Here is a 24,792-nt window from a genome sequence, read left to right as displayed (position 1 = left end):
GCGTCAGGTTGCAGCTGAAACCGGATTTTCTCATCAACCGTTTCCGAATTTGAAAGCAGGTCACTTACATGCAGTTCAGCGAATTGATGGCAATTATTTCCACCCAGCCGATCCGTCTCCAACAGGAAGAAGGCGACCTGGTCGTGCTGGGTGACGATGAGGGGCTGGACGACGCGCTGTGGGACAGCCTGGTCAAGCACAAGTCGCGCCTGCTGGAACTGGTGGCCCGCCATGACGGCGACTGGTTGAGCCCGGCCTACCGCATCACCCCGGACATGCTGCCGCTGGTCAAGCTCGACCAACCGGCCATCGAGCGCATAGTCGCCAGCGTGCCGGGCGGCGCGGCCAACGTGCAGGACATCTACCCGCTGGCGCCCCTGCAGGAAGGCATGCTCTACCACCACCTGTCGGCCCGGCAGGGCGACCCCTACGTGCTGCACGCGCAGTTCGCCTTCGCCAGCCGCGAGCGCCTGCAGGGCTTTGCCGAGGCCCTGCAATGGGTGATCGAACGCCACGATATCCTGCGCACCGCGATGTTCTGGGAGCGTCTCGACGAGCCAGTGCAGGTGGTCTGGCGCCAGGCCCGGCTGGCCTGCGAAGAGCTGAGCTTCGATACCGCCGACGGCGACGTGCTGGCGCAATTGCAGGCGCGCTTCGATGCCCGCCATTATCGCCTCGACCTGCGCCAGGCACCGCTGCTGCGCCTGGTCTTCGCCGAAGACCCAAGCCAGCAGCGGGTAGTGGGCATGCTGCTGTTTCATCACACGGTCATGGACCATACCGCGCTGGATCTGGTGCGCGAGGAAATCCAGGCGCACCTGCTCGGCCAATGCCAGCAGGTGGCGCCGGCGGTGCCGTTTCGCGATTACCTGGCCCAGGCGCGGCTGGGGGCCGACGAGCAGGCGCACGAGGTGTTCTTCCGCCAGATGCTCGGCGATATCGACGAGCCGACCCTGCCGTTCGGCCTGCGGGATGTGCAGGGCGACGGCCGCGGTATCGAGGAGCTGCGCATCGATCTCGACGATGCCCTGAGCCTGAGCCTGCGTGGCCAGTCCCGGCAGCTGGGGGTGAGCGCCGCGAGCCTGATGCACCTGGCGCTGGCCCTGGTCCTGGGCAAGGCCTCGGGGCGCCGCGCGGTGGTGTTCGGCACCGTGCTGCTGGGAAGGATGGACGCCGGCGAAGGGGCCGAGCGCGCCCTGGGCATGTTTATCAATACCTTGCCGCTGCGGGTGGATGTCGACGGGCAAAGCGTGCGCGCCGCGGTGCAGGCCACCCACCAGCGCCTGACCGCACTGCTCGGGCATGAACAGGCCTCGCTGGCCCTGGCCCAGCGCTGCAGCGCGGTGAGCGCGCCGACGCCGCTGTTCAGCGCCATGCTCAACTACCGGCACAGCGCCGCCGGCGACGCCGCGGCGGTGATCGATATCGCCGAGGGCATCCAGGTGCTGGGCGCCGAGGAGCGCACCAACTACCCGCTGACGGTCAACGTCGACGACCTTGGCCAAGGTTTGCGCCTGACCCTGATGGTCGCCGCCGAGATCGGCGCCGTGCGCCTGGGCGGTTACCTGCAAACGGCCCTGGAAAGCCTGGTTGCGGCCCTGGAACACAACCCGCAAGCGTCGCTGCAAAACCTGAACATTCTGCCGGCGGCCGAACGCCAGCAACTGCTGTTCGGCCTGAACCCGGTCCGGCAACCATTCCCCGACAACGAATTGATCCACCAGCAGGTGGAGGCCCAGGCCGTGGCTCAACCCGACGCCACGGCGCTGATCTATGAGGGGCGGCAACTGAGCTACGGCGAGTTGAACCGCCGCGCCAACCAGCTGGCGCACCGCCTGATGGCCCTGGGCGTGCGCCCGGACGACCGGGTGGCGATCTGTGTCGAGCGCGGCCTGGAAATGATCGTCGGCCTGCTGGGCATCCTCAAGGCGGGCGCCGGTTATGTGCCCATCGACCCGGCCTATCCCCAGGAGCGCATCAGCTACACCCTGCGCGACAGCGAACCGCTGGTTCTGCTGGCCCAGGCCGGTACCCGGCAGCTACTGGGCGAACTGGCGGTGCCGCTGCTCGACCTCGACGACCCAGAGCTGAATCGGCAGCCCTCGGGCAATCCCCAGGTGCCGGGGCTGAGCAGCGCGAACCTGGCCTATGTGATCTACACCTCAGGCTCCACCGGCCTGCCCAAGGGCGTGATGATCGAGCACCGCAACGTGGCGCGGCTGTTCTCGGCGACCCAGGACTGGTTCGCCTTCAACCGCCAGGACGTGTGGGCGCTGTTCCATTCCTTCGCCTTCGACTTCTCGGTCTGGGAAATCTGGGGCGCGCTGATCCACGGCGGCCGGTTGCTGGTGGTGCCGCAACTGGTCAGCCGTTCGCCGGACGACTGCTATGTATTGCTGTGCGAGGCTTCGGTGAGCATTCTCAACCAGACCCCGAGCGCCTTCCGCCAGTTGATCGCGGCCCAGGAGCGCAGCCTGCTCAAGCACTCCCTGCGCCAGGTGATCTTTGGTGGCGAAGCCTTGGAGCCGGGCATTCTCAAGCCCTGGTATGGCCGCGTGGAAAACGCCGGCACGCGCCTGGTGAACATGTACGGCATCACCGAGACCACGGTGCACGTGACCTACCGCGCCCTGCAGGCACAGGATGCCCAGCGCCTGGGGGCCAGCCCGATTGGCGGGGCGATTCCCGACCTGCAGCTGTATGTGCTGGATGAGCGGCACGAGCCGCTGCCGCTGGGAGTGGTGGGCGAGCTGTATGTCGGCGGCGCCGGGGTGGCGCGGGGTTACCTGAACCGCGAGGCACTGACCGCCGAGCGCTTCATTGACGATCCGTTTCGCGCGGACAGCGGGCAGCGCCTGTACAAGACCGGCGACCTGGCGCGCTGGAACGCTCAGGGCGAGCTGGAGTACCTGGGGCGTAACGACGATCAGGTGAAGATCCGCGGGTTCCGTATCGAACTGGGGGAAATCGAGGCGCGGCTGGCGGCCTGCGCCGGCGTGCGCGAGGCGATGGTGATCGCCCGCGAGGACGAGCCCGGCGACCAGCGTCTGGTGGCCTACCTGATCGGCTCCGAAGGAGTCGAGCTGCAGGTCGCGGCGCTGCGTGACCAGTTGCTGCTGTCCCTGGCCGACTACATGGTGCCCAGCGCCTTCGTGCAGCTCGACGCCTTGCCGCTGACCACCCACGGCAAGCTCGACCGCAAGGCGCTGCCGGCACCGGACAGCACCGCCCTGGCTCGCCGTGGTTTCGAGGCGCCGCAGGGCGAGGTGGAACAACGCATCGCGGCGATCTGGCAGGAGCTGCTCAAGGTCGAGCGGGTCGGCCGTCACGACAACTTCTTCGAGTTGGGCGGGCATTCGCTGCTGGCGGTGAAGCTGATCGAGCGCATGCGTCAGCTGGAACTGGGCGCCGATGTGCGGGTGCTGTTCGGCCAGCCGACCCTGGCGGCGCTGGCCGCCGCGGTCGATGGCCAGCATCAGGTAGCGGTGCCGGCCAATCGTATCGGCGTTGATTGCTGCCATATCACCCCGGACCTGCTGCCGCTGGCGGACCTCGACCAGACGGCCATCGAGCGCATAGTCGCCGAGATCCCCGGTGGCGTCGCCAATGTGCAGGACATCTACGGCCTGGCGCCGTTGCAGGCGGGCATCCTCTATCACCACCTGGCCAGCGCCGAAGGCGATCCCTATGTGCTGCAGGTGCAGTGCGGCTTCAGCGACCTGTCGCGGGTCGAGGCCTTTGTCCGCGCCCTCGACAGCGTGATCGCGCGCCACGACATCCTGCGCAGCAGCGTGCATTGGCAGGGCCTCGACGAGCCGGTGCAGGTGGTCTGGCGCCAGGCGCCGCTGAGGGTGGAGCAGGTGGACGTCGAAACCGCGGACGGCGATGTGCTGCAACAATTGCAGCAACGCTTCGACCCACGGCATTACCGGCTGGACCTGAACCGCGCCGCGCTGATGCGCTTTGCCTACGCCCGGGACGAGCGCAACCAGCGCTGGCTGGGCATCCTGCTGCTGCACCATATCCTCCTGGACCACACCGCGCTGGCCGGGCTGGTGGCGGAAATGAGCGCCAGCCTGAGCGGGCTTGCCCGCTCCCTGGATGCAGCCGGCCACGTCCAGCCCCTGGGCGAGGCCGTGCAGTACCGCAACTACGTGGCCCAGGCCCGGCTCGGGGTCAGTGAGCAGGAACACGAAGCCTTCTTCCGCGAGATGCTCGGCGACATCGACGAGCCGACCCTGGCCTTCGGCCTGAGGGACGTCAACCGTGACGGCAGTGGCGTGGAAGAGGCGCGCCTGCCCCTGGACGCGGCCCTGGCCCGGCGCCTGCGCGAACACGCGCGCCAGCTCGGGGTCAGCGCCGCCAGCCTGGTGCACCTGGCCTGGGCCCAGGTACTGGGACAGGTCTCGGGCCGCGAGGAGGTGGTGTTCGGCACCGTGCTGCTGGGGCGGATGCAGGGCGGCGAGGGTGCCGACCGCGCCCTGGGCATGTTTATCAATACCTTGCCGCTGCGGGTCAGCCTCGGTGCCGTGGGCGTGCGCGACGCGGTGCGCGCCACCCACGGGCGGCTCTCGCAGTTGCTCGGGCATGAACACGCGTCCCTGTCCCTGGCCCAGCGTTGCAGCAGCGTTCCGGCTTCGCTGCCGCTGTTCAGCAGCCTGCTCAACTACCGCCACAGCGCCGGCGAAGAAGTGGCCGCGGTGGACGATATGGCCTGGGATGGCATCCAGATTCTCAGCTCGCAGGAGCGCAGCAACTACCCGCTGGTGCTCAACGTCGACGACCGTGGCGAAGCCTTCGAACTGGTGGTGCAGACCCTGGCCGAGGTCGGTGGCCAGCGGGTCGCCGGTTATATGCAGAGCGCCTTGCGGGGCCTGGTGGAGGCCCTGGAGCAGGCGCCGGCCCGGCCGTTGCTCGAGCTGAGCATCCTGCCGGCGGAAGAACGCCAGCGCCTGTTGGTGACCTTCAATGCCACCCAGCGCGACTATCCCCACACCCAGACCCTGCACGCCTTGTTCGAGACCCAGGCGCGGCAGCACCCGCAGGCCACGGCGGCGGTGCAGGGCGGCCGTGGCCTGAGTTACGACGCCTTGAACCGCCGCGCCAACCAGCTGGCCCACCACCTGATCGGCCTGGGAGTGAATCCGGGGGACAGCGTGGCGATCCTCCTGGAGCGTTCCCTGGACCTGCTGGCCAGCCAGTTGGCGGTGAGCAAGTGCGCAGCGGTCTATGTGCCGCTGGATATCAATGCGCCGGCCGAGCGCCAGGCGTTCATGGTCGAAGACAGCGCCGCGCGGGTGCTGCTCAGCGACAGCCGCCAGGCAACTTCTCACAGTGTCGCGCGGGTCGATCTGGATCGCCTGACCTTCGACGGCTTGCCGGAGCAAGACCCACAGCTGGCGCAGTCCTCCGAGGCGCTGGCGTACATCATGTACACCTCCGGCTCCACCGGTACGCCCAAGGGCGTGCTGGTGCCGCACCGGGCGATCACACGGCTGGTGATCAACAACGGCTATGCCGATTTCAACCGCGACGACCGGGTGGCCTTTGCCTCGAACCCGGCGTTCGACGCCAGCACCCTGGAGGTCTGGGCGCCCTTGCTCAACGGCGGCTGCGTGGTGGTGGTCGAGCAGGACGTGCTGCTGTCCCGCGAGGCCTTTGGCCAACTGTTGCAGGCACAGCAGGTCAGCGTGCTGTGGCTGACCGCCGGGCTGTTCCACCAGTACGCCGATGGCCTGATGCCGACGTTCAGCCGCCTGCGTTACCTGATCGTCGGCGGCGACGTGCTCGACCCGGCGGTAATCGGCCGGGTCCTGCGCCAGGGCGCGCCGCGGCACCTGCTCAACGGCTATGGCCCGACCGAGGCCACGACCTTCTCCACCACCTTCGAAATCACTGAGGCAGGCGAGGGCGGCATCCCCATCGGCCGGCCGGTCGGCAACAGCCGGGCCTATGTGCTCGATGCCCAACAGCGCCCGCTGCCGATCAGCGCGGTAGGCGAGCTGTATATCGGCGGTGCCGGGGTGGCCAAGGGGTACCTGAACCAGCCAGAGCTGACCGCCCAGGCGTTTATCGCCGATCCCTTCACTGATCATGCTGCCGGCGAACCCCAGGCCCTGCTGTATCGCACCGGCGACCTGGCGTCCTGGCGCGCTGACGGCACCTTGCTGTACCAGGGTCGCAACGACCAGCAGGTGAAGCTGCGTGGCTTCCGCATCGAGCTGGGCGAAATCGAGACCCGGCTGGCGGCCTGCCCGGGCGTCCAGGACACGGTGGTGCTGGCCCGCGAGGATGAGCCCGGCGACAAGCGCCTGGTGGCTTACTTCACCGCCACGGCCGATGAGTCGGCGCCGGAGCTCGACAGCCTGCGCGCCCAGCTGCAAGGCCAGCTCCCTGATTACATGGTGCCGTCGGCCTATGTTCGGCTCGACCGCCTGCCGCTGACCGCCAACGGCAAGGTGGACCGCAAGGCCTTGCCGGTACCGGATCAGGCGGCCTTGCTCAGCCGTGGTTTCGAGGCGCCGCAGGGGGAGGTGGAAATCGCCCTGGCGCGGATCTGGAGCGAGCTGCTCAAGGTCGAGCAGGTTGGCCGCCATGATCATTTCTTCGAGCTGGGCGGGCATTCGCTGCTGGCGGTGAGCCTGATCGAGCGCATGCGCCAGATTGGCCTGAGCGCCGATGTGCGGGCGTTGTTCAGCCAGCCAAGCCTGGCAGCCCTGGCCGCGGCGGTGGGCAGCGGCCGGGAGATCCAGGTGCCGGCCAACCGCATTGGCGCGGGCTGCCAGCGCATCACCCCGGACCTGTTGCCGTTGGTGGAACTGCAGCAGGCCGAGATCGACCGGATAGTCGCCCAGGTGCCCGGCGGCGTGGCCAATGTGCAGGACATCTACCCGCTGGCGCCATTGCAGGAGGGCATTCTTTATCACCACCTGAGTGCCGGGCAGGGCGACCCCTACCTGCTGCAATCGCGCATGGCCTTCGACAGCCTGGAGCGTTTGCAGGCCTTTGCCGGCGCCTTGCGGCAGGTGATCGAGCGCCACGACATCTTGCGCACTGCTGTGCTCTGGGAAGGCTTGAAACAGCCGGTGCAGGTGGTGTTGCGTAGGGCCGATCTGGTGCTGCAACAGGTGCCGCTGAATGCGGCCGACGGCGAGGTGCTGGAGCAGTTGCACGCTTGCTTCGATGCCCGCCACTACCGCCTCGACCTGACCCAGGCGCCGCTGCTGCGCATGGTCTATGCCCAGGATCCGGCCCGGCAGCGGGTGGTGGCGATCCTGCTGTTCCATCACCTGGCCCTGGACCACACGGCCATGGCCGTGGTCGGCGAGGAGATGCGCGCTTTCCTGTTCGGCGAGGCCGAGCGCCTGGGCATACCTGTGCCTTATCGCAACTACGTGGCCCAGGCGCGCCTGGGGGCGGCGGAGCAGGAGCACGAAGCGTTCTTCCGCGAGATGCTCGGCGATATCGACGAGCCGACCCTGCCGTTCGGCTTGCAGGATGTGCAGGGCGACGGCCGTGATATCGAAGAGGCCGAGCTGGCCCTGGACGCCGCCCTGAGCCTGCGCCTGCGGGCCCTGGCCCGGCGCCTGGGGGTGAGCGCGGCGAGCCTGATACACCTGGCCTGGGCCCAGGTCCTGGGCCAGGTGTCGAACTGTCGGGACGTGGTGTTCGGCACCGTGCTGATGGGCCGCATGCAAGGCGGCGAGGGCGCCGACCGCGCCCTGGGCATGTTTATCAATACCTTACCGTTGCGGGTCGATCGCGGCCTGGGGGTACAGGCCGCGGTCAAGGCCACCCACGGCCGGCTGACCGCGCTGCTGGGGCACGAGCATGCGTCCCTGGCCCTGGCCCAGCGTTGCAGTGGCGTGGCCGCCGGCGCGCCGCTGTTCAGCGCCTTGCTCAACTATCGCCACAGCGCGCCGCAGGAGATGGCCCGATCCGGCCAGGGAATCTGGCAGGGCGTCGAACTGCTTGGCGGCGAAGAGCGCAGCAACTACCCGCTGACCTTGAGCGTCGACGACCTGGGCGAGGGTTTTGGCCTGAACGTACTGACGCTGTCGAGCATCGGCGCGCAGCGCATCGGCCAGTACATGCAGCAGGCGCTGGAACAGTTGGCCCAGGCCCTGGAGCAGGACCCCGAGCTGGCGCTGCAACGTCTGCCGATCCTGCCGCAGGCGGAGTGGCAACGCCTGCTGTCGAGCTTCAACGCCAGCGCCGCGAACTACCCGCGCGGGCAGACCGTCCACGGCCTGTTCGAAGCCCGGGCCGCACGCACCCCGGACGCCTTCGCGCTGTTGCAGGGCGAGCAGCGCCTGACCTATCGCCAGCTCAACCAGCATGCCAACCAGCTGGCCTGGCACCTGCTGGCCCAGGGCGTGCAGCCGGACGAACGGGTGGCGATCTGCGTGCGCCGCGGCCCGCAGATGCTGATCGGCCTGCTGGCGGTTCTCAAGGCCGGGGCCGGTTATGTGCCGATCGATCCGGCCTACCCGGTAGAACGCATCGCCTACCTGTTGCAGGACAGCGCGCCGGTGGCGGTGCTGGCGCAACAGGAGACTCGTGGGTTGCTGGGGGACAGCCTGCCGCTGATCGACCTGGCGGCCACCGACTGGCAATACCGTCCGGTGACCAACCCCAGCCCGGCGCTGACCGCGGCGCACCTGGCCTATGTGATCTACACCTCCGGCTCCACCGGTTTGCCCAAGGGGGTGATGGTCGAGCACCAGACCCTGGAGAACCTGGTGCACTGGCACTGCGCGGCCTTCGACCTGAAGCCGGGCAGCCAAACCTCCAGCGTTGCCGGCTTTGGCTTTGACGCCATGGCCTGGGAGGTCTGGCCGGCCTTGTGCGGCGGCGCGACCCTGCACCTGCCGCCGGCCGAGGTCGGCAATGAACACATCGACGACCTGCTGCACTGGTGGCGCGGGCAGCCGCTGGACGTCAGCTTCCTGCCGACCCCGGTGGCCGAGTACGCCTTCAGCCAGGACCTGGAACATCCGACCCTGCGCACGCTGCTGATCGGTGGCGACCGCTTGCGCCACTTCACTCGCAACCAGCGTTTCCAGGTGATCAACAACTACGGCCCGACCGAGGCCACGGTGGTGGCCACCTCCGGAAGGATCGAGGCCGGGCGGCCGTTGCATATCGGCAAGCCCATGGCCAATGCCCGTATCTACCTGCTGGACGAGCAACTGCAACCGGTGCCGGTCGGCGTAGCGGGCGAGCTATATGTGGGTGGCGCCGGCGTGGCCCGGGGTTACCTGAACCGTGCGCAGCTGACCGCCGAGCGTTTCCTCGACGACCCGTTCAGCGCCGGTTCTGTCAACGGCGGCCCGGCAGCACGGATGTACCGCACCGGCGACCTGGCGCGCTGGCTGGCTGACGGCAGCATCGAGTACCTGGGGCGTAATGACGATCAGGTCAAGGTGCGGGGCATGCGCATCGAGCCGGGGGAAATCGAAGCCGCCCTGGCCCGCCACGAGGCGCTGCGCGAATGCGTGGTGCTGGTGCGCGACGGGCGCCTGGTGGCCTGGTTCAGCGAGCACCGGCCGCTGGATATCGAGGAGCTGCGGACTTATCTGCAAGGGCGTTTGCCCGAGTACATGCTGCCGGCGGCTTATGTGCGCCTGGACAGCCTGCCGCTGACCGCCAACGGCAAGCTCGACCGCAAGGCCTTGCCGGAGCCGGATCAGGCGGCCTTGCTCAGCCGCGAGTACGAGGCGCCCCAGGGCGAGGTCGAAGTGACCCTGGCCGGGATCTGGGCCGAGGTGCTCAAGGTCGAGCGGGTCGGTCGCCACGATCACTTCTTCGAGCTGGGCGGGCATTCGCTGCTGGCGGTGAGCCTGATCGAGCGCATGCGCCAGCTGGGCCTGAGCGCCGATGTGCGCATCCTGTTCAGCCAGCCGACCCTGGCGGCGCTGGCCGCGGCGGTCGGCAGCGGCCGGGAAATCGAGGTGCCGGCCAACCTGATTCCCGTAGGCTGCCGGCACATCACCCCGCAGTTGCTGCCCCTGGTGGAGCTGGAGCAGGCGGATATCGAGCGGATAGTCGCCCAGGTGCCCGGCGGCGCGGCCAATGTGCAGGACATCTATCCCCTGGCGCCGTTGCAGGAGGGCATCCTGTATCACCACATCATGGCGGAGCAGGGCGACCCCTACCTGCTGCAATCGCGCATGGCCTTCGACAGCCTGGCGCGTTTGCAGGCCTTCGCCGGTGCCTTGCGGCAGGTGATCGAGCGCCACGACATCCTGCGCACCGCTGTGCTCTGGGAGGGGCTGCAACAGCCGCTGCAAGTGGTCTGGCGCGAGGCGCCGCTGGTGGTGCGCGAGGTGGCCTGCGACACGGCCGCCGGCGAGGTGCTGGCCCAGTTGCTCCAGCGTTTCGATGCCCGGCGTTACCGCCTGGAGCTGACCCAGGCGCCACTGATCCAACTGATGTACGCCGCCGACCCGGCGCGCCAGCGCGTGGTGGCGGTGTTGCTGTTCCACCACCTGGCCATGGACCACAGCGCCCTGGAAGTGGTGCGCCACGAACTTCAGGCCTTGCTGTTGGGCCAGGCCCGGCAGCTGGGGCCGGCGGTGCCGTTTCGCAACTATGTGGCCCAGGCGCGCCTGGGTACCGGCGAGCAGGAACATGAAGCCTTCTTCCGCGAGATGCTCGGCGATATCGACGAGCCAACCCTGGCCTTCGGCTTGCAGGATGTGCAGGGCGATGGGCACGGGATCGAGGAACGGCAGCTGCGTCTGCCGGCGTCCCTCAACCAGCGTCTGAGAAGCCAGGCGCGGCAACTGGGGGTAAGCGCCGCCAGCCTGTTCCACCTGGCCTGGGCCCAGGTGCTGGCGGCGGCTTCGGGCAAGCGCGGCGTGGTGTTCGGCACCGTGCTGGTAGGCAGGATGCAGGGCGGCGCCGGCGCCGACCGGGCGCTGGGGGTGTTTATCAATACCCTGCCGTTGCGGGTCGATATCGACGGGCAGGATGTGCGTGCAGGCGTGCGCGCCACCCATGCCCGGTTGACGGCGTTGCTGGGCCACGAACACGCGTCCCTGGCCCTGGCGCAACGTTGCAGTGGCGTCGCCGCCGGCGCGCCGCTGTTCAGCGCCATGCTCAACTACCGCCACAGCGTTACCCCGCACCAGGCGCTGCAACACGCCTGGCAGGGGATCGAAACCCTGGCCAGCGAAGAGCGCACAAACTATCCGCTGACCCTCAATGTCGACGACCTGGGCGATGGCTACCAGCTCACCGCGCTGGTTGCCGCCGGAGTGGGCGCGCAGCGGGTTTGCGACTTTATGCAGACCGCGCTGCAGGGGCTGGTGGACGCCCTGGAACAGTCGCCGCAAACCGCCCTGAACCGCCTGCCGGTGATCACCGCCGAGGAACGCCGGCAACTGCTGGTGGCGTTCAACGATACCGAGGTGCCTTACGACCTTGAGCAGAGCATTCATGGGCTGTTCGAGGCCCAGGTCGAGCGCACGCCCGAGGCGCTGGCGGTCAAGGCCGGCGAGCTGTCGCTGACGTACCGCGTCCTGAATGAGCGGGCCAACCAGTTGGCGCATTACCTGCGTCAGCAGGGGGTGGGGCCGGACTCGCGGGTGGCGATCTGTGTCGAGCGCGGGCTGGAGATGGTGGTGGGGCTGCTGGCGATTCTCAAGGCCGGCGGTGGGTATGTGCCGCTGGACCCGGCGTATCCGCTGGAGCGGATCGCCTACATGCTGGAAGACAGCGCGCCGGTAGTGGTCTTGGCTCAAGGCGCGACCCGGGAGCTGTTGGGGGATGCGCCGGTAATCGATCTGGATCAGCCGGTCTGGCTGGACCAGCCGCTCGACAATCCAGTCATCGCCGAGCTGACTCCACGGCATCTGGTCTATGTGATCTACACCTCGGGTTCCACTGGTAAACCCAAGGGTGTGATGAATGAACACCGCGCTGTGGTCAACCGCTTGCTGTGGATGCAGGACCAATATGGCCTCTGCGCCGAGGATACGGTGCTGCAAAAAACGCCGTTCAGTTTCGACGTCTCGGTCTGGGAGTTTTTCTGGCCGTTGATGACGGGCGCGAAGCTGGTGATGGCTCGTCCGGAAGGCCATAAAGACCCGGCCTACCTGTGCGACGTGATCCAGGCCGAATGCATCACCACCGTGCACTTCGTGCCGTCGATGCTCGATGTGTTCCTCGCCCATGGCGATACCGCTCGCTGCACTGCACTGCTGCGTGTGCTGTGCAGCGGCGAGGCGCTGCCGGGCAGCCTGGTACGACGCTTCAAGGCGCAACTACCGGGCAGCCAATTGCACAACCTCTACGGCCCGACCGAGGCCGCGGTGGACGTGACCGCCTGGCACTGTGCGGGGCCTGTGGAGCAGGTCCCGGACAATACGCCGATCGGCAAACCCATTGCCAACACCCGCCTGTACCTGCTGGATGAACAGTTGCAACCGGTGCCTTTGGGGGTGGTGGGCGAGCTGTATATCGGCGGGGTGCAGGTGGCGCGCGGTTATCTGCATCGCCCGGAGCTGACCGCCGAACGTTTCCTCAAGGACCCGTTCAGCGCCGATTCTGTTAACGGCGGCCCCCAGGCCCGCATGTATCGCACCGGCGACCTTGGCCGGTATCTGGCGGACGGCACCATCGAGTACCTGGGGCGCAACGACGACCAAGTGAAGATCCGCGGCCTGCGTATCGAACTGGGAGAAATCCAGGCGCGGTTGACCCAGTTCTTGGGTGTGAAAGAGGCGGTGGTCCTGGCCCGGGAAGACGTGCCGGGGGACAAGCGCCTGGTGGCTTATTACACCACCGAGCTTTCCAGCGAACGCCTGGAAACCGAGGCCCTGCGCAGCCACCTGCTGGAGCAGTTGCCGGAGTACATGCTGCCGGCGCTGTTCGTGCACCTGGACAGCCTGCCCCTGAGCCCCAACGGCAAGCTCGATCGCAAAGCCTTGCCGGCCCCGGATCTGGAGTCGCTGCGGGTGCATGAATACGAAGCACCGCAAGGCGACACCGAAATCCTCCTGGCGCGGATCTGGGCCGAGTTGCTGAACGTGGAACGGGTAGGGCGGCACGACCATTTCTTCGAGCTGGGCGGACATTCGCTGCTGGCCGTCAGCCTGATTGGTCGGCTGCGCCAGGAAGGCATGGAAGCCGATGTCAGGGCGCTGTTCGAACAGCCGACCCTGGCGGGCTACGCGGCAATGACCGAACGAATGGAGATCGTCCTGTGAGCATGATCGAAGTACTGGCGACACTGAAGGCCAAGGATATTCAACTGGCGCTCAAGGGTGATCAGCTGCTGGTGCAAGGCAACAAGCAGGCGCTGAGCGAACCGGCGACCCTGGCCCTGCTGCGCGAACACAAACCGGCGCTGATCGAGCTGATCCGTAGCGGGCACTATGACGCCAGCACGGCCGGGCGGGTCGCGGTGCCGGCCAACCTGATCGGCGCCGATGCCCGGCATATCACCCCGGCCATGCTGCCCCTGGCCAGCCTGAGCCAGGAGGCGATCGAGCGGATCGTCGCCACGGTGCCCGGCGGCGTGGCCAATGTGCAGGACATCTATCCGCTGGCGCCCTTGCAGCAAGGCATCCTCTACCACCACGCCAGCGCCACCCAAGGCGACCCCTATGTGCTGCAGGCGCAGTTCGCCTTCGCCAGCGCGGAGCGCCTGGCGGCCTTTGCCGAGGCCTTGCAGGGGGTGATCGACCGGCACGACATCCTGCGCACCGCGGTGCATTGGCAAGGGCTGGAAGAACCGGTGCAGGTGGTCTGGCGCCAGGCCACCCTGGAGCTGGAAGAAGTCGTGCTCGACCCGGCGGACGGCCCGGTAGCCGAGCAGTTGCGGGCGCGTTTCGACCCCCGGCATTACCGCCTGGACGTGACCCAGGCGCCGCTGCTGCGCCTGGTATACGCCCGGGACGACGCCGGGCAGCGCCTCGTCGCCAGCCTGCTGTTCCACCATATGGCCATGGACCACAGCGCCCTGGACGTGGTCCGCCACGAATTGCAGGCCTTCCTGCTGGACCAGGCGCAGGGCCTGGGACCGGCGGTGCCGTTTCGCAACTATGTGGCCCAGGCGCGTCTGGGCACCAGCGAGCAGGAGCATGAAGCGTTCTTCCGCGAGATGCTCGGCGATATCGACGAGCCGACCCTGCCGTTCGGTTTGCAGGATGTGCAGGGCGATGGCGGTGCTATTAGCGAGTCCAGCCTGGCCATCGAGCCTGGCTTGAGCCAGCGCCTGCGCTTGCAGGCGCGGCAGGCGGGGGTGAGCGCCGCCTGCCTGTTCCATTTGGCCTGGGCCCAGGTGCTGGGCGCGCTGTCGGGCAAGCAGCAGGTGGTGTTCGGCACGGTGCTGATGGGCCGCATGCAGGGCGGCGGAGACAACGACCGGGCCCTGGGCATGTTTATCAATACCCTGCCGTTGCGGGTGGATGTGGGCAGCCAGCCGCTGCTGGCCGGGGTCAAGGCCACCCACGCCCGACTGACCACCTTGCTGCGCCACGAACACGCGCCTCTGGCCCTGGCGCAACGTTGCAGCGGCGTGCTCGCGCCGGCGCCGCTGTTCAGTGCCTTGCTCAATTATCGGCACAGTGCCGCGCCCAGCAGCGCCGAACCGAGCGCGGCCTGGCAGGGCATCAGCAACCTCAGCTCCCAGGAGCGCAGCAACTACCCGCTGACCCTGAGCGTCGACGACCTCGGCGAAGGTTTCAGCCTGACCCTGCTGGCCAGCGCCGAGGTCGATGGCGCGCGTATCTGCGGTTATATGCACTGTGCCCTGGAGCACCTGGTCCAGGCCCTGGAGCAGACCCCGCAGCAGGCGCTGGACCAGCTGTCGATCCTGGCCCCGGCCGAACGCGAGCAACTGCTGCGCGGCTTCAATGACAGCCGGGTGGATTTCCCTCCGGCGCAGACTATCCACCGGCGCATCGAGGCCCAGGCCGCGGCGACGCCCCAGGCGTTGGCGGCGGTCTGCCTGGGGCAGTCGCTGACCTATGCCGAACTGAACCAGCGGGCCAATGCCCTGGCCCATCACCTGAGCGCGCTGGGCGTCGGCCCGGACGAGCGGGTGGCGATCGTCGCGCGCCGTGGCCTGGACACCCTGGTCGGCCTGCTGGCGATCCTCAAGGCCGGCGGCGCCTATGTGCCGGTGGACCCGGCCCATCCCGCCGAACGCCTGCGTTACCTGCTGGAAGACAGCGCGCCGCTGGCGGTGCTGAGCCAGGGCGAGCTGCTGGCACGCCTGCCGGCCCTGGACGTGCCGCTGATCGACCTCGATGCCTTCGACTGGCAGGCGCAGCCCGAGACCAACCCCCAGGTGTCCGGGCTGACCCCGGCGCACCTGGCGTATGTGATCTACACCTCCGGCTCCACCGGCCTGCCCAAGGGGGTGATGGTCGAGCACCGCAGCCTGGGCAACCTGGTGGACTGGCACTGCACAGCCTTCGACCTGTGCCAGGGCCGGCATACCTCGAGCCTGGCCGGTTTCGGTTTCGACGCCATGGCCTGGGAGGTCTGGCCGGCGCTGTGTGTCGGCGCGACCCTGCACCTGGCGCCGGCCCACGACGGCAGCGAAGACATCGACGGGTTGCTCGACTGGTGGCGCGCCCAGCCGCTGGACGTGAGCTTCTTGCCGACCCCGGTGGCCGAATACGCCTTCAGCCAGAACCTCGAACACCCGACCCTGCGCAAGCTGCTGATCGGCGGCGACCGGCTGCGCCAGTTCGCCCGCACCCAGCGCTTCGAGGTGATCAACAACTACGGGCCGACCGAAGCCACGGTGGTCGCCACCTCCGGGCGGATCGAGGCCGGCCAGCCGCTGCATATCGGCACGCCGGTGGCTAATGCGCGCATCTACTTGCTGGACCCGCAGCTGCGCCCGGTGCCGCTGGGCGTGGCGGGGGAGCTGTATGTGGCGGGCGCCGGGGTGGCGCGGGGTTACTTGAACCGTCCGGAGCTGAGCGCCGAGCGCTTCCTCGACGACCCGTTCGAAGGCCGGGGCGCGCGTATGTACCGCACCGGCGACCTGGCGCGCTGGCTGGCCGACGGCACGCTCGACTACCTGGGGCGCAACGACGACCAGGTGAAGATCCGTGGCGTGCGCATCGAGCTGGGGGAAATCGAGACCCGCCTCAACCAGTTGCCGGGCATCCAGGACGCGGTGCTGCTGGCCCGCGAGGACGAGCCCGGGCATCCCCGGCTGGTGGCCTATTTCACCGAGCAGGAACAGGTCGAACCGCTGGCAGTCGGCGAACTGCGCGCCTACCTGCTGGCGCAGTTGCCCGACTACATGGTGCCGGTGGCCTATGTGAAGCTCGCCAGCCTGCCGCTGACCGCCAACGGCAAGCTGGACCGCAAGGCGTTGCCCAAGCCGGACATGGCCGCGGTCTTCTCCCGCGCCTACGAGGCCCCGCAAGGCGAGCTGGAGCAGGCCCTGGCGCAGATCTGGGCCGAGGTGCTGAAGCTCGAGCGGGTCGGGCGCCAGGATCATTTCTTCGAGCTGGGCGGCCACTCGCTGCTGGCGATGCGCATGGTCTCGCAGATCCGCCAGCGCCTGGGGGTGGACCTGGCCCTCGGCGAGCTTTTCGCCAACGCCGAACTGGCGGCCGTGGCCCGGGTCCTGGCCGAGGCCGGGCGCAGCACGCTGCCACAGATCCTGCCGGTGCCGCGGGACGCGCCGCTGCCGTTGTCGTTCGCCCAGCAGCGCCTGTGGTTCCTGGCGCAGATGGAGGGCGCCAACGCCACTTACAACATTGCCCTGGGCCTGCGCCTGCACGGGCGGCTCGACGTGGCGGCGCTGCAACGGGCGCTGGCGCGCATCGTCCAGCGCCATGAGAGCCTGCGCAGCCGCTTTGTCGTGTTCGACGACCAACCCCGGGTGCTGCTGGCCGCCAGCGAACAGGCCTTCAGCCTGGGCACCGAGGACCTGCGCCAGCATTCCCAGGCGCAGCAGGCCTTGCAGGCGCTGTCGCGGCGTGAAGCCAGCGAGCCTTTCGATTTGCAGCAGGGGCCCTTGTTGCGCGGACGGCTGCTGGTCATGGCCAACGACGAGCATGTGTTGCTGCTGACCCTGCATCACATCGTCACCGATGGCTGGTCCATGGGCGTGCTGACCCGCGAGCTGATGGCGCTGTACCAGGCCTTCAGCCGGGGCGAACAGGATCCGTTGCCGCCGCTGGCGGTGCAGTACGGCGACTTTGCCGTCTGGCAGCGGCGCTGGCTTGGCGGCGAGCTGCTGCAACGCCAGGGCGCCTGGTGGCAGCAGGCCCTGGGCGGCGCCCCGGCCTTGCTGATGCTGCCCACCGACCGGCCGCGCCCGCTGCAACAGGACCATGCCGGCCAGCGGCTCGAAGTGCTGCTGGACGAGTCGCTGAGCGCCGGGCTCAAGGCCTTGAGCCAGCGCCACGGCACCACGCTGTACATGACCCTGATGGCGGCCTGGGCCCAGTTGCTCGGGCGTCTGGCCGGGCAGGCCGAGGTGGTGATAGGCACGCCGGTGGCCAACCGCCGCTGCGTCGAGGTCGAAGGGCTGATCGGCCTGTTCGTCAACACCCTGGCGGTGCGCATCGATACCTCGGGCGCGCCGAACACCGAGGCGCTGCTGGCCCGGGTCAAGGCCTGCACCCTGCAAGCCCAGGCCCACCAGGATCTGCCGTTCGAACAGGTGGTGGAGCTGCTGCGGCCGGTGCGCAGCCTGTCCCACAGCCCGTTGTTCCAGACCCTGCTGAGCTGGGAACACCACGACGGCCCCGAACTGGCCCTGGGCGACTTGCGTCTGCAAGGGCTGGCGCCGGTCAGCGAGGTGGCCAAGTTCGACCTGTCCTTGAGCCTGGGTGAGGTGCGGGGGCGTATCGGCGGCTCGCTGGAATACGCCACGGCGCTGTTCGACGAAACCACGATGCAGCGTTATCTCGGTTACTTCATCCGGTTGTTGCAGGCCATGGTCGGCAACGATCAGGCGGTGCTGGAGCAGGCGGTCTTGCTGGATGACGAGGAGCGCCAGCGGCTGCTGGTGGCGTTCAATGCCAGCGAGGTGCCTTATGACCTTGAGCAGAGCATTCATGGGCTGTTCGAGGCCCAGGTCCAGCGCGCGCCCGAGGCACTGGCAGTCAAGGCCGGCGAGCAATCGCTGACGTACCTTGCCCTGAATGAACGGGCCAACCAGCTGGCGCATTACCTGCGTGAGCAGGGCGTGGGGCCGGACTCGCGGGTGGCGATCTGTGTCGAGCGCGGGCTGGAGATGGTGGTGGGGCTGCTGGCGATTCTCAAGGCCGGCGGTGGGTATGTGCCGCTGGACCCGGCTTACCCGCTTGAGCGGATTGCCTACATGCTGGAGGACAGTGCCCCGGTAGTTGTTTTGGCTCAAGGCGCGACCCGGGAGCTGCTGGGGGATGTGCCGGTGATCGATCTGGATCAGCCGGTTTGGCGGGACCAGCCGCTCAGTAATCCAGTTATCGCCGAGTTGACTCCGCGGCATCTGGTCTATGTGATCTACACCTCCGGATCCACCGGTAAACCCAAAGGTGTGATCAACGAACACCGCGCGGTGGTCAACCGCCTGCTGTGGATGCAGGACCAATATCGCCTGTCCGCCGAGGATGCGGTATTGCAGAAAACACCGTTCAGTTTCGACGTGTCGGTCTGGGAGTTTTTCTGGCCATTGATGACCGGCGCACGGCTGGTGATGGCCCGTCCTGAGGGCCATAAAGACCCTGCCTACCTGTGCGAAGTGATCCAGGCCGAACGCATCAGCACCTTGCATTTTGTGCCGTCGATGCTCGATGTGTTCCTGGCCCATGGCGATACCGCTCGCTGCACTGGACTGCGGCGCGTGCTGTGCAGCGGCGAGGCGCTGCCGGGCAGCCTGGTGCGACGGTTCAAGGCGCAATTGCCGGGCAGCGAATTGCACAACCTCTACGGCCCGACCGAGGCAGCAGTGGACGTGACCGCCTGGAACTGTGGTGGGCCGATGGGCCCAACCCCGGACAACACACCAATCGGCAAGCCGATTGCCAATACCCGTATGTACCTGCTGGACGAACAGCAGCAACCGGTGCCGCTGGGCGTCGTCGGCGAGCTGTATATCGGTGGTGTGCAGGTAGCGCGCGGTTATCTGCATCGTCCCGAACTGACGGCCGAACGTTTCCTCAAGGACCCATTCAGCAGCACAGCCCAGGCCCGCATGTACCGCACCGGCGACCTCGGTCGCTACTTGCCGGACGGCACCATCGAGTACCTGGGACGTAACGATGATCAGGTGAAGATCCGCGGCTTGCGCATCGAGCTGGGGGAAATCCAGGCCCGCCTGACCCAGTTCCCGGATGTGAAAGAGGCTGTGGTCCTGGCCCGCGAAGACGTACCGGGGGACAAGCGCCTGGTGGCTTATTACACCACCAAGGATTCCAGCGAACGGCTGGAAACCGAGGCACTGCGCAGCCACCTGCTGGAGCAACTGCCGGAGTACATGGTGCCGGCGCTGTTCGTGCACCTGGACAGCCTGCCCCTGAGCCCCAACGGCAAGCTGGATCGTAAAGCCTTGCCGGCCCCGGACCTGGAGTCGCTGCGAGTGCGGGAATACGAGGCACCGATAGGCGACACCGAAATCCTCCTGGCGCAGATCTGGGCCGAATTGCTGAATGTGGAACGGGTAGGGCGTCATGACCATTTCTTCGAACTGGGCGGCCACTCGCTGCTGGCGGTGAACCTGATCGCGCGGATGCGCCGGGCCGGGCTGGCGGCGGATGTGCGGGTGCTGTTCGGCCAGCCGACCCTGGCCGCGCTGGCGGCAGCGGCGGGTGCTGGGCGGGAGGTCGCGGTGCCGGCCAATGCCATAGCCCCGGGTTGCGGGCGGATCACCCCGGCCATGCTGCCTCTGGCCAATCTGAGCCAGGAGGCGATCGAGCGCATTGTCGCCAGCGTGCCCGGCGGCCTGGCCAATGTGCAGGACATCTACGCCCTGGCGCCCTTGCAGGCCGGCATCCTCTACCACCATATCGCCGCCAGCCAGGGCGACCCCTATGTGCTGCAGGCGCAGTTCGCCTTCGCCAGCCCCGAGCGCCTGGCGGCCTTTGTCCTGGCCTTGCAGGCAGTGATCGAGCGCCAGGATATCCTGCGCAGTTCGGTGCATTGGCAAGGGCTGGAGGAGCCGGTGCAGGTGGTCTGGCGCCAGGCTCCGCTGGTCTGCGAAACGGTGGCGGTGGACGGCGCGCAGGGCGATGTACTGGACCAACTGCGGGCGCGCTTCGACCCGCGCCGGCATCGCCTGGACCTCGGCCAGGCGCCGTTGCTGCGCCTGGTGCATGCCCATGATCTGGTCAATGGGCGGGTGGTGGCGCTGTTGCTGTTCCATCACCTGGTGATGGACCACATCGCCCTGGAAGTGCTGCAACAGGAGATGCAGGCCTGGCTGCTGGGCGAGGGCGAACAGCTGGGGGAGGCAGTGCCGTACCGCAACTATGTGGCCCAGACCCGCCTGGGCATCGGCGAGCAGGAACACGAAGCGTTCTTCCGCGAACTGCTGGCAGACTTCGACGAGCCGACCCGGCCGTTCGCCCTGCCGGCCCGGGAGCAGGGCAGCGAGACCGAAGAGGCGCGCCTGCCCCTCGATGCCGATTTGAGCCGGCGCTTGCGGGCCCAGGCCCGGCAGCTGGGCATCAGTACCGCGAGCCTGATGCACCTGGCCTGGGGGCAGCTGTTGAGCCGGGTGTCCAACCAGCCATCGGTGGTGTTCGGCACCGTGCTGCTCGGACGCATGCAGGGCGGCGAGGGCGCGGAACGGGCGCTGGGGGTGTTCATCAATACCTTGCCGCTGCGGGTCGAACTGGGCGGGCAGGGGGTGCACACCGCGGCGCTGGCCACCCATCAACGCCTGAGCCAATTGCTCAGCCATGAACATGCGCCCTTGGCCCTGGTGCAGCGCTGTAGCGCGGTGGCGCCGGCCACGCCCTTGTTCAGCACGTTGCTCAACTACCGTCACAGCGCCCCTGCGGCGCTCGATGCGAGCCCGGCGACGACAGCCTGGCAGGGCATGCAACTGCTCAAGGCCGAAGAGCGCACCAACTACCTGCTGACCCTGAGCGTCGATGACCTGGGAGAGGACTTCAGCCTGACCGCGCTGACCCTGCCGGGCATCGGCGCCCAGCGTATCTGCGGTTATATGCAGTGCGTCCTGGAAAACCTGGTGCTGGCCCTGGAGCAGGCGCCGCAGACGCCGGTGGAAGCCCTGGCGATCCTCTCCCGCGAGGAACGGCATCAGGTGCTGGAAGGCTTCAATGCCACGGCGCGGGCGTTCCCCGAGGAGCAGACCGTGGATCGGCTGTTCGAGGCCCAGGCCCTGGCCCACCCCGAGGCCACCGCCGCGGTGCATGGCCAGCAGTCGCTGAGTTATGGCGAGCTGAATGCGCGGGCCAACCGCCTGGCTCATTACCTGATGGGCCTGGGGGTGACGCCGGGGGACAGCGTGGCGATCCTGCTGGAGCGTTCCTTGGGCCTGCTGGTCAGCCAGCTGGCCATCTGCAAATGCGCGGCGGTCTATGTGCCGCTGGACAGCCACGCGCCGGCCGAGCGCCAGGCCTTCATGCTCGAGGACAGCCGGGCGCTGTTGCTGCTGACCCGCAGCGGCGAGTGGCCGGCCGGCCCGGTGCGTCGGGTCGAGCTGGACCGGCTGAACCTCGTCGACCAGCCGGAGCACAACCCGCAGCTGGCGCAGTCCGCCGAGGCGGTGGCGTACATCATGTACACCTCGGGTTCCACCGGCACCCCCAAGGGCGTGCTGGTACCGCACCGTGGCATCACCCGGCTGGTGCTGAACAACGGCTATGCCGATTTCAACCCGCGGGACCGGGTGGCGTTCGCTTCCAACCCGGCGTTCGACGCCAGCACCATGGACGTCTGGGGCGCCTTGCTCAATGGCGGCCAGGTGCAGGTGATCGACCACTACACCCTGCTCGATCCCGAGCGCTTCGGCGCGGCGCTCAAGGCCAGCGCCAGCACTGTGCTGTTCGTCACTACGGCGCTGTTCAACCAGTATGTGCAGCTGATTCCCGATGCCCTCAAGGGCCTGCGGATGCTCCTGTGCGGCGGTGAGCGGGCCGACCCGGCGGCGTTCCGGCGCTTGCTGGCCCAGGCCCCGGCGTTGCGCCTGGTGCATTGCTACGGCCCCACCGAAACCACCACCTATGCCACCACTTATGAAGTCAAGGCGCTGGCGGCGGACGCGGAAAGCGTGCCGGTGGGCCGGCCGATCTCCAACACCCGGGTGTATGTGCTCGACGCCCGGCAACAGCCGGTACCGGTAGGCGTGGTGGGGGAGATCTACATAGGCGGCCATGGGGTGGCCAAGGGTTACCTGAACCGCGCGCAACTGAGCGCCGAGAAGTTTCTCCCCGATCCTTTCAGCCCGCAGCCGCAACGCCTGATGTACCGCACCGGCGACCTCGGGCGCTGGAACGAACAGGGCCTGCTGGAGTGCATCGGGCGCAACGACGACCAGGTGAAGATCCGCGGCTACCGCATCGAGCTGGGGGAAATCCAAGCGCGCCTGGCCACCTGCCCGGGCGTCAAGGAAGTGGTGGTGCTGGCCCGCGAGGACGCGCCGGGGGACAAGCGCCTGGTGGCCTACTGCACGGCCCAGGCCGCCGAGCCCGCGCTGGCCATCGAGCGGCTGCGGGGCTATCTGCAAGGCCAGTTGCCGGACTACATGGTGCCCTCGGCCTATGTGCTGCTGGAGCGACTGCCGCTGACCGCCAACGGCAAGGTGGACCGCAAGGCACTGCCGGCGCCGCAACCGGAGGCCCTGGTGCACGGTGAATACCAGGCGCCCGCCAGCGCGATGGAGCAGACCCTGGCCGAGGCCTGGGCCGAGGTGCTGAAGCTGGAACGGGTCGGGCGCCACGACAGTTTCTTCGAACTGGGCGGGCACTCCCTGCTGGCGATCCGCCTGGTCACCCTGCTGCAACAGGCCGACCTGCACATCACCCTGGCCGAGCTGTTCGAACATGCCAGCGTCGCCGCCATCGCCACCTTGCTCAGCCAGCGTGGGGGCGCCTCGCAACCGCAGCAGCAGACACTGATCCCGGTACGCACCGGCGGCAGCCAGCCGCCGTTGTTCCTGGTCCATGAGTTCAGTGGCCTGGATCTGTATTTCCCGGCGCTGGGCAAGCATATCGCCGGCGATTTCCCGATCTACGGCTTGCCGGGCGTGGCCCTCGACCAACCGCAGCTGCACACCATGCAGTGCCTGGCCACGCGCCTGGTGGGGATCATCCGCGAGGTGCAGGCCGAAGGCCCTTATCGCCTGGCGGGCTGGTCGTTCGGTGGGGTGCTGGCCTACGAGATCGCCCAGCAGTTGATCGGCCAGGACCAGGTGGTGGAGTTCCTCGGTCTGATCGACAGCTACCTGCCGCGCCTGACCGACCAGGGCAAGGCGCGCTGGTCCGGCGACAACGCGCTGAAGCTGCACCTGTTGCTGCAATGCAGCCTGTACTGGAAGGCCCAGGGCGCGGCCGGTGCCGCGGCCCTGGCGAGCCTCGACCCACTGCATCAGGAACTGGACGGGCTGGACTTTGCCGCGTTACTACAACGCTGTCGCGACCAGCAACTGCTGTACCCGGACATGGCCGCGGCGGGGGATGCCGACCTGCTGGGTTTCCTCGAACGCGAGGTGAGCCATGGCCATGCCCTGGCGCATTACAGCCTGTTCGCCCCGGACCTGCCGGTACACCTGTTCTGCGCCGAGGAGCGGCCGACCGAGCTGTCGCGGCGCAGCCAGCTGCTGGGTTGGGACCAGGTGCTGGCGGCGGATCGCCTGCGGGCGATCCCGGTGCCGGGGGATCACCAGAGCATGATGCAGGCGCCGCATATCCAGGTGCTCGGCCAGGCCATCAGCCAGGCCGTGCAGGCCTCGGCGGCGGAGCGTGCGACGGCATCGCCGGCAGCGCTCTACCAGCCGTTGCTGACGATCCAGAGCGGCCGCCCCGGACAGGTGCCGATCTTCTGCGTGCCGGGGGCTGGCGACAGCGTCACCGGCTTTATCGGCCTGACGGAAGCCCTGGGCCCGGACTGGCCGATCCTCGGCCTGCAACCCCGGGGCCTGGAAGGCAACGCGGTACCCCACAGCCGGGTCGAGAGCGCGGCCGCCCATTACCTGAACGCGCTGGAGCCGTTGTACCCCGAGGGGCCGCTGCATCTGGTCGGGCACTCCTTCGGCGGCTGGGTGGTGTACGAAATGGCCACGCTGTTGCAGGCCAAGGGCCGCGAAGTGGCGTCCCTGACCCTGATCGACAGCGAGTCTCCCGGTGGCAACGGGGTGGTCGGCAAGGCCTACACCACCTCGGCGGCCTTGCAGCGCCTGATCGAGAGCCTGCAACTGGCCTCGGGCAAGTCCCTGGGGATAGACATGCGGGCGTTGGCCATGCAGGACGACGCCAGCCAGCTGGAGCAGCTGCATGCCGGCATGGTCCGCGTCGGCCTGCTGTCGGCGCGTTCCACGCCAGAGGCGATCCAGGGCATGGTGCGCACCTTCGCCAGCGCCTTGCGCACCCTCTATCGACCGCGCCGGCGCTACCGGGGCCGGGCGCGCCTGGTGCTGGCCGATGACCCGCGCCTGGATGCCGCGGGCAACCAGCGCGAGCAGCAGGCAATGGTTGAGGGCTGGCGCCAGCAGGTGGATGAACTGCAGGTGTGGCAGGGCCCGGGCAACCATTTCAGCCTGCTCAAGGCGCCGCATGTGGCGCACCTGGCGGCCTGGTGGCAGGCGGGGTGGTCGCTGGCAGCCGGGGAGGCGCTGCCATGAGGGGCAAGGGCCCGCCC

The 24,792-nt window shown here is 68.1% G+C and carries 2 protein-coding genes; both read left to right on the top strand.

Going from position 1 to position 24,792, the window contains the following annotated elements; genetic code table 11:
- The first annotated feature begins 68 nt into the window (after nucleotides 1-68).
- A complete protein-coding gene (locus CRO75_RS18325) occupies nucleotides 69-13,214 on the top strand; it encodes a non-ribosomal peptide synthetase (RefSeq protein ID WP_097137320.1) in 13,146 nt (4,381 codons plus the stop codon).
- Nucleotides 13,211-24,775, top strand: a complete 11,565-nt coding sequence (locus CRO75_RS18320) for a non-ribosomal peptide synthetase (RefSeq protein ID WP_097137318.1) — start codon at nucleotides 13,211-13,213, stop codon at nucleotides 24,773-24,775. The genes CRO75_RS18325 and CRO75_RS18320 overlap by 4 nt, the downstream gene beginning before the upstream one ends.
- The last annotated feature ends 17 nt before the right edge of the window (nucleotides 24,776-24,792 follow it).

The sequence above is a fragment of the Pseudomonas sp. LAMO17WK12:I10 genome (assembly GCF_900215185.1).
Taxonomy (GTDB): domain Bacteria; phylum Pseudomonadota; class Gammaproteobacteria; order Pseudomonadales; family Pseudomonadaceae; genus Aquipseudomonas; species Aquipseudomonas chlororaphis.
Note: the sequence above shows the minus strand (reverse complement) of the source record. Positions and strands in the feature narration are given on the sequence as shown.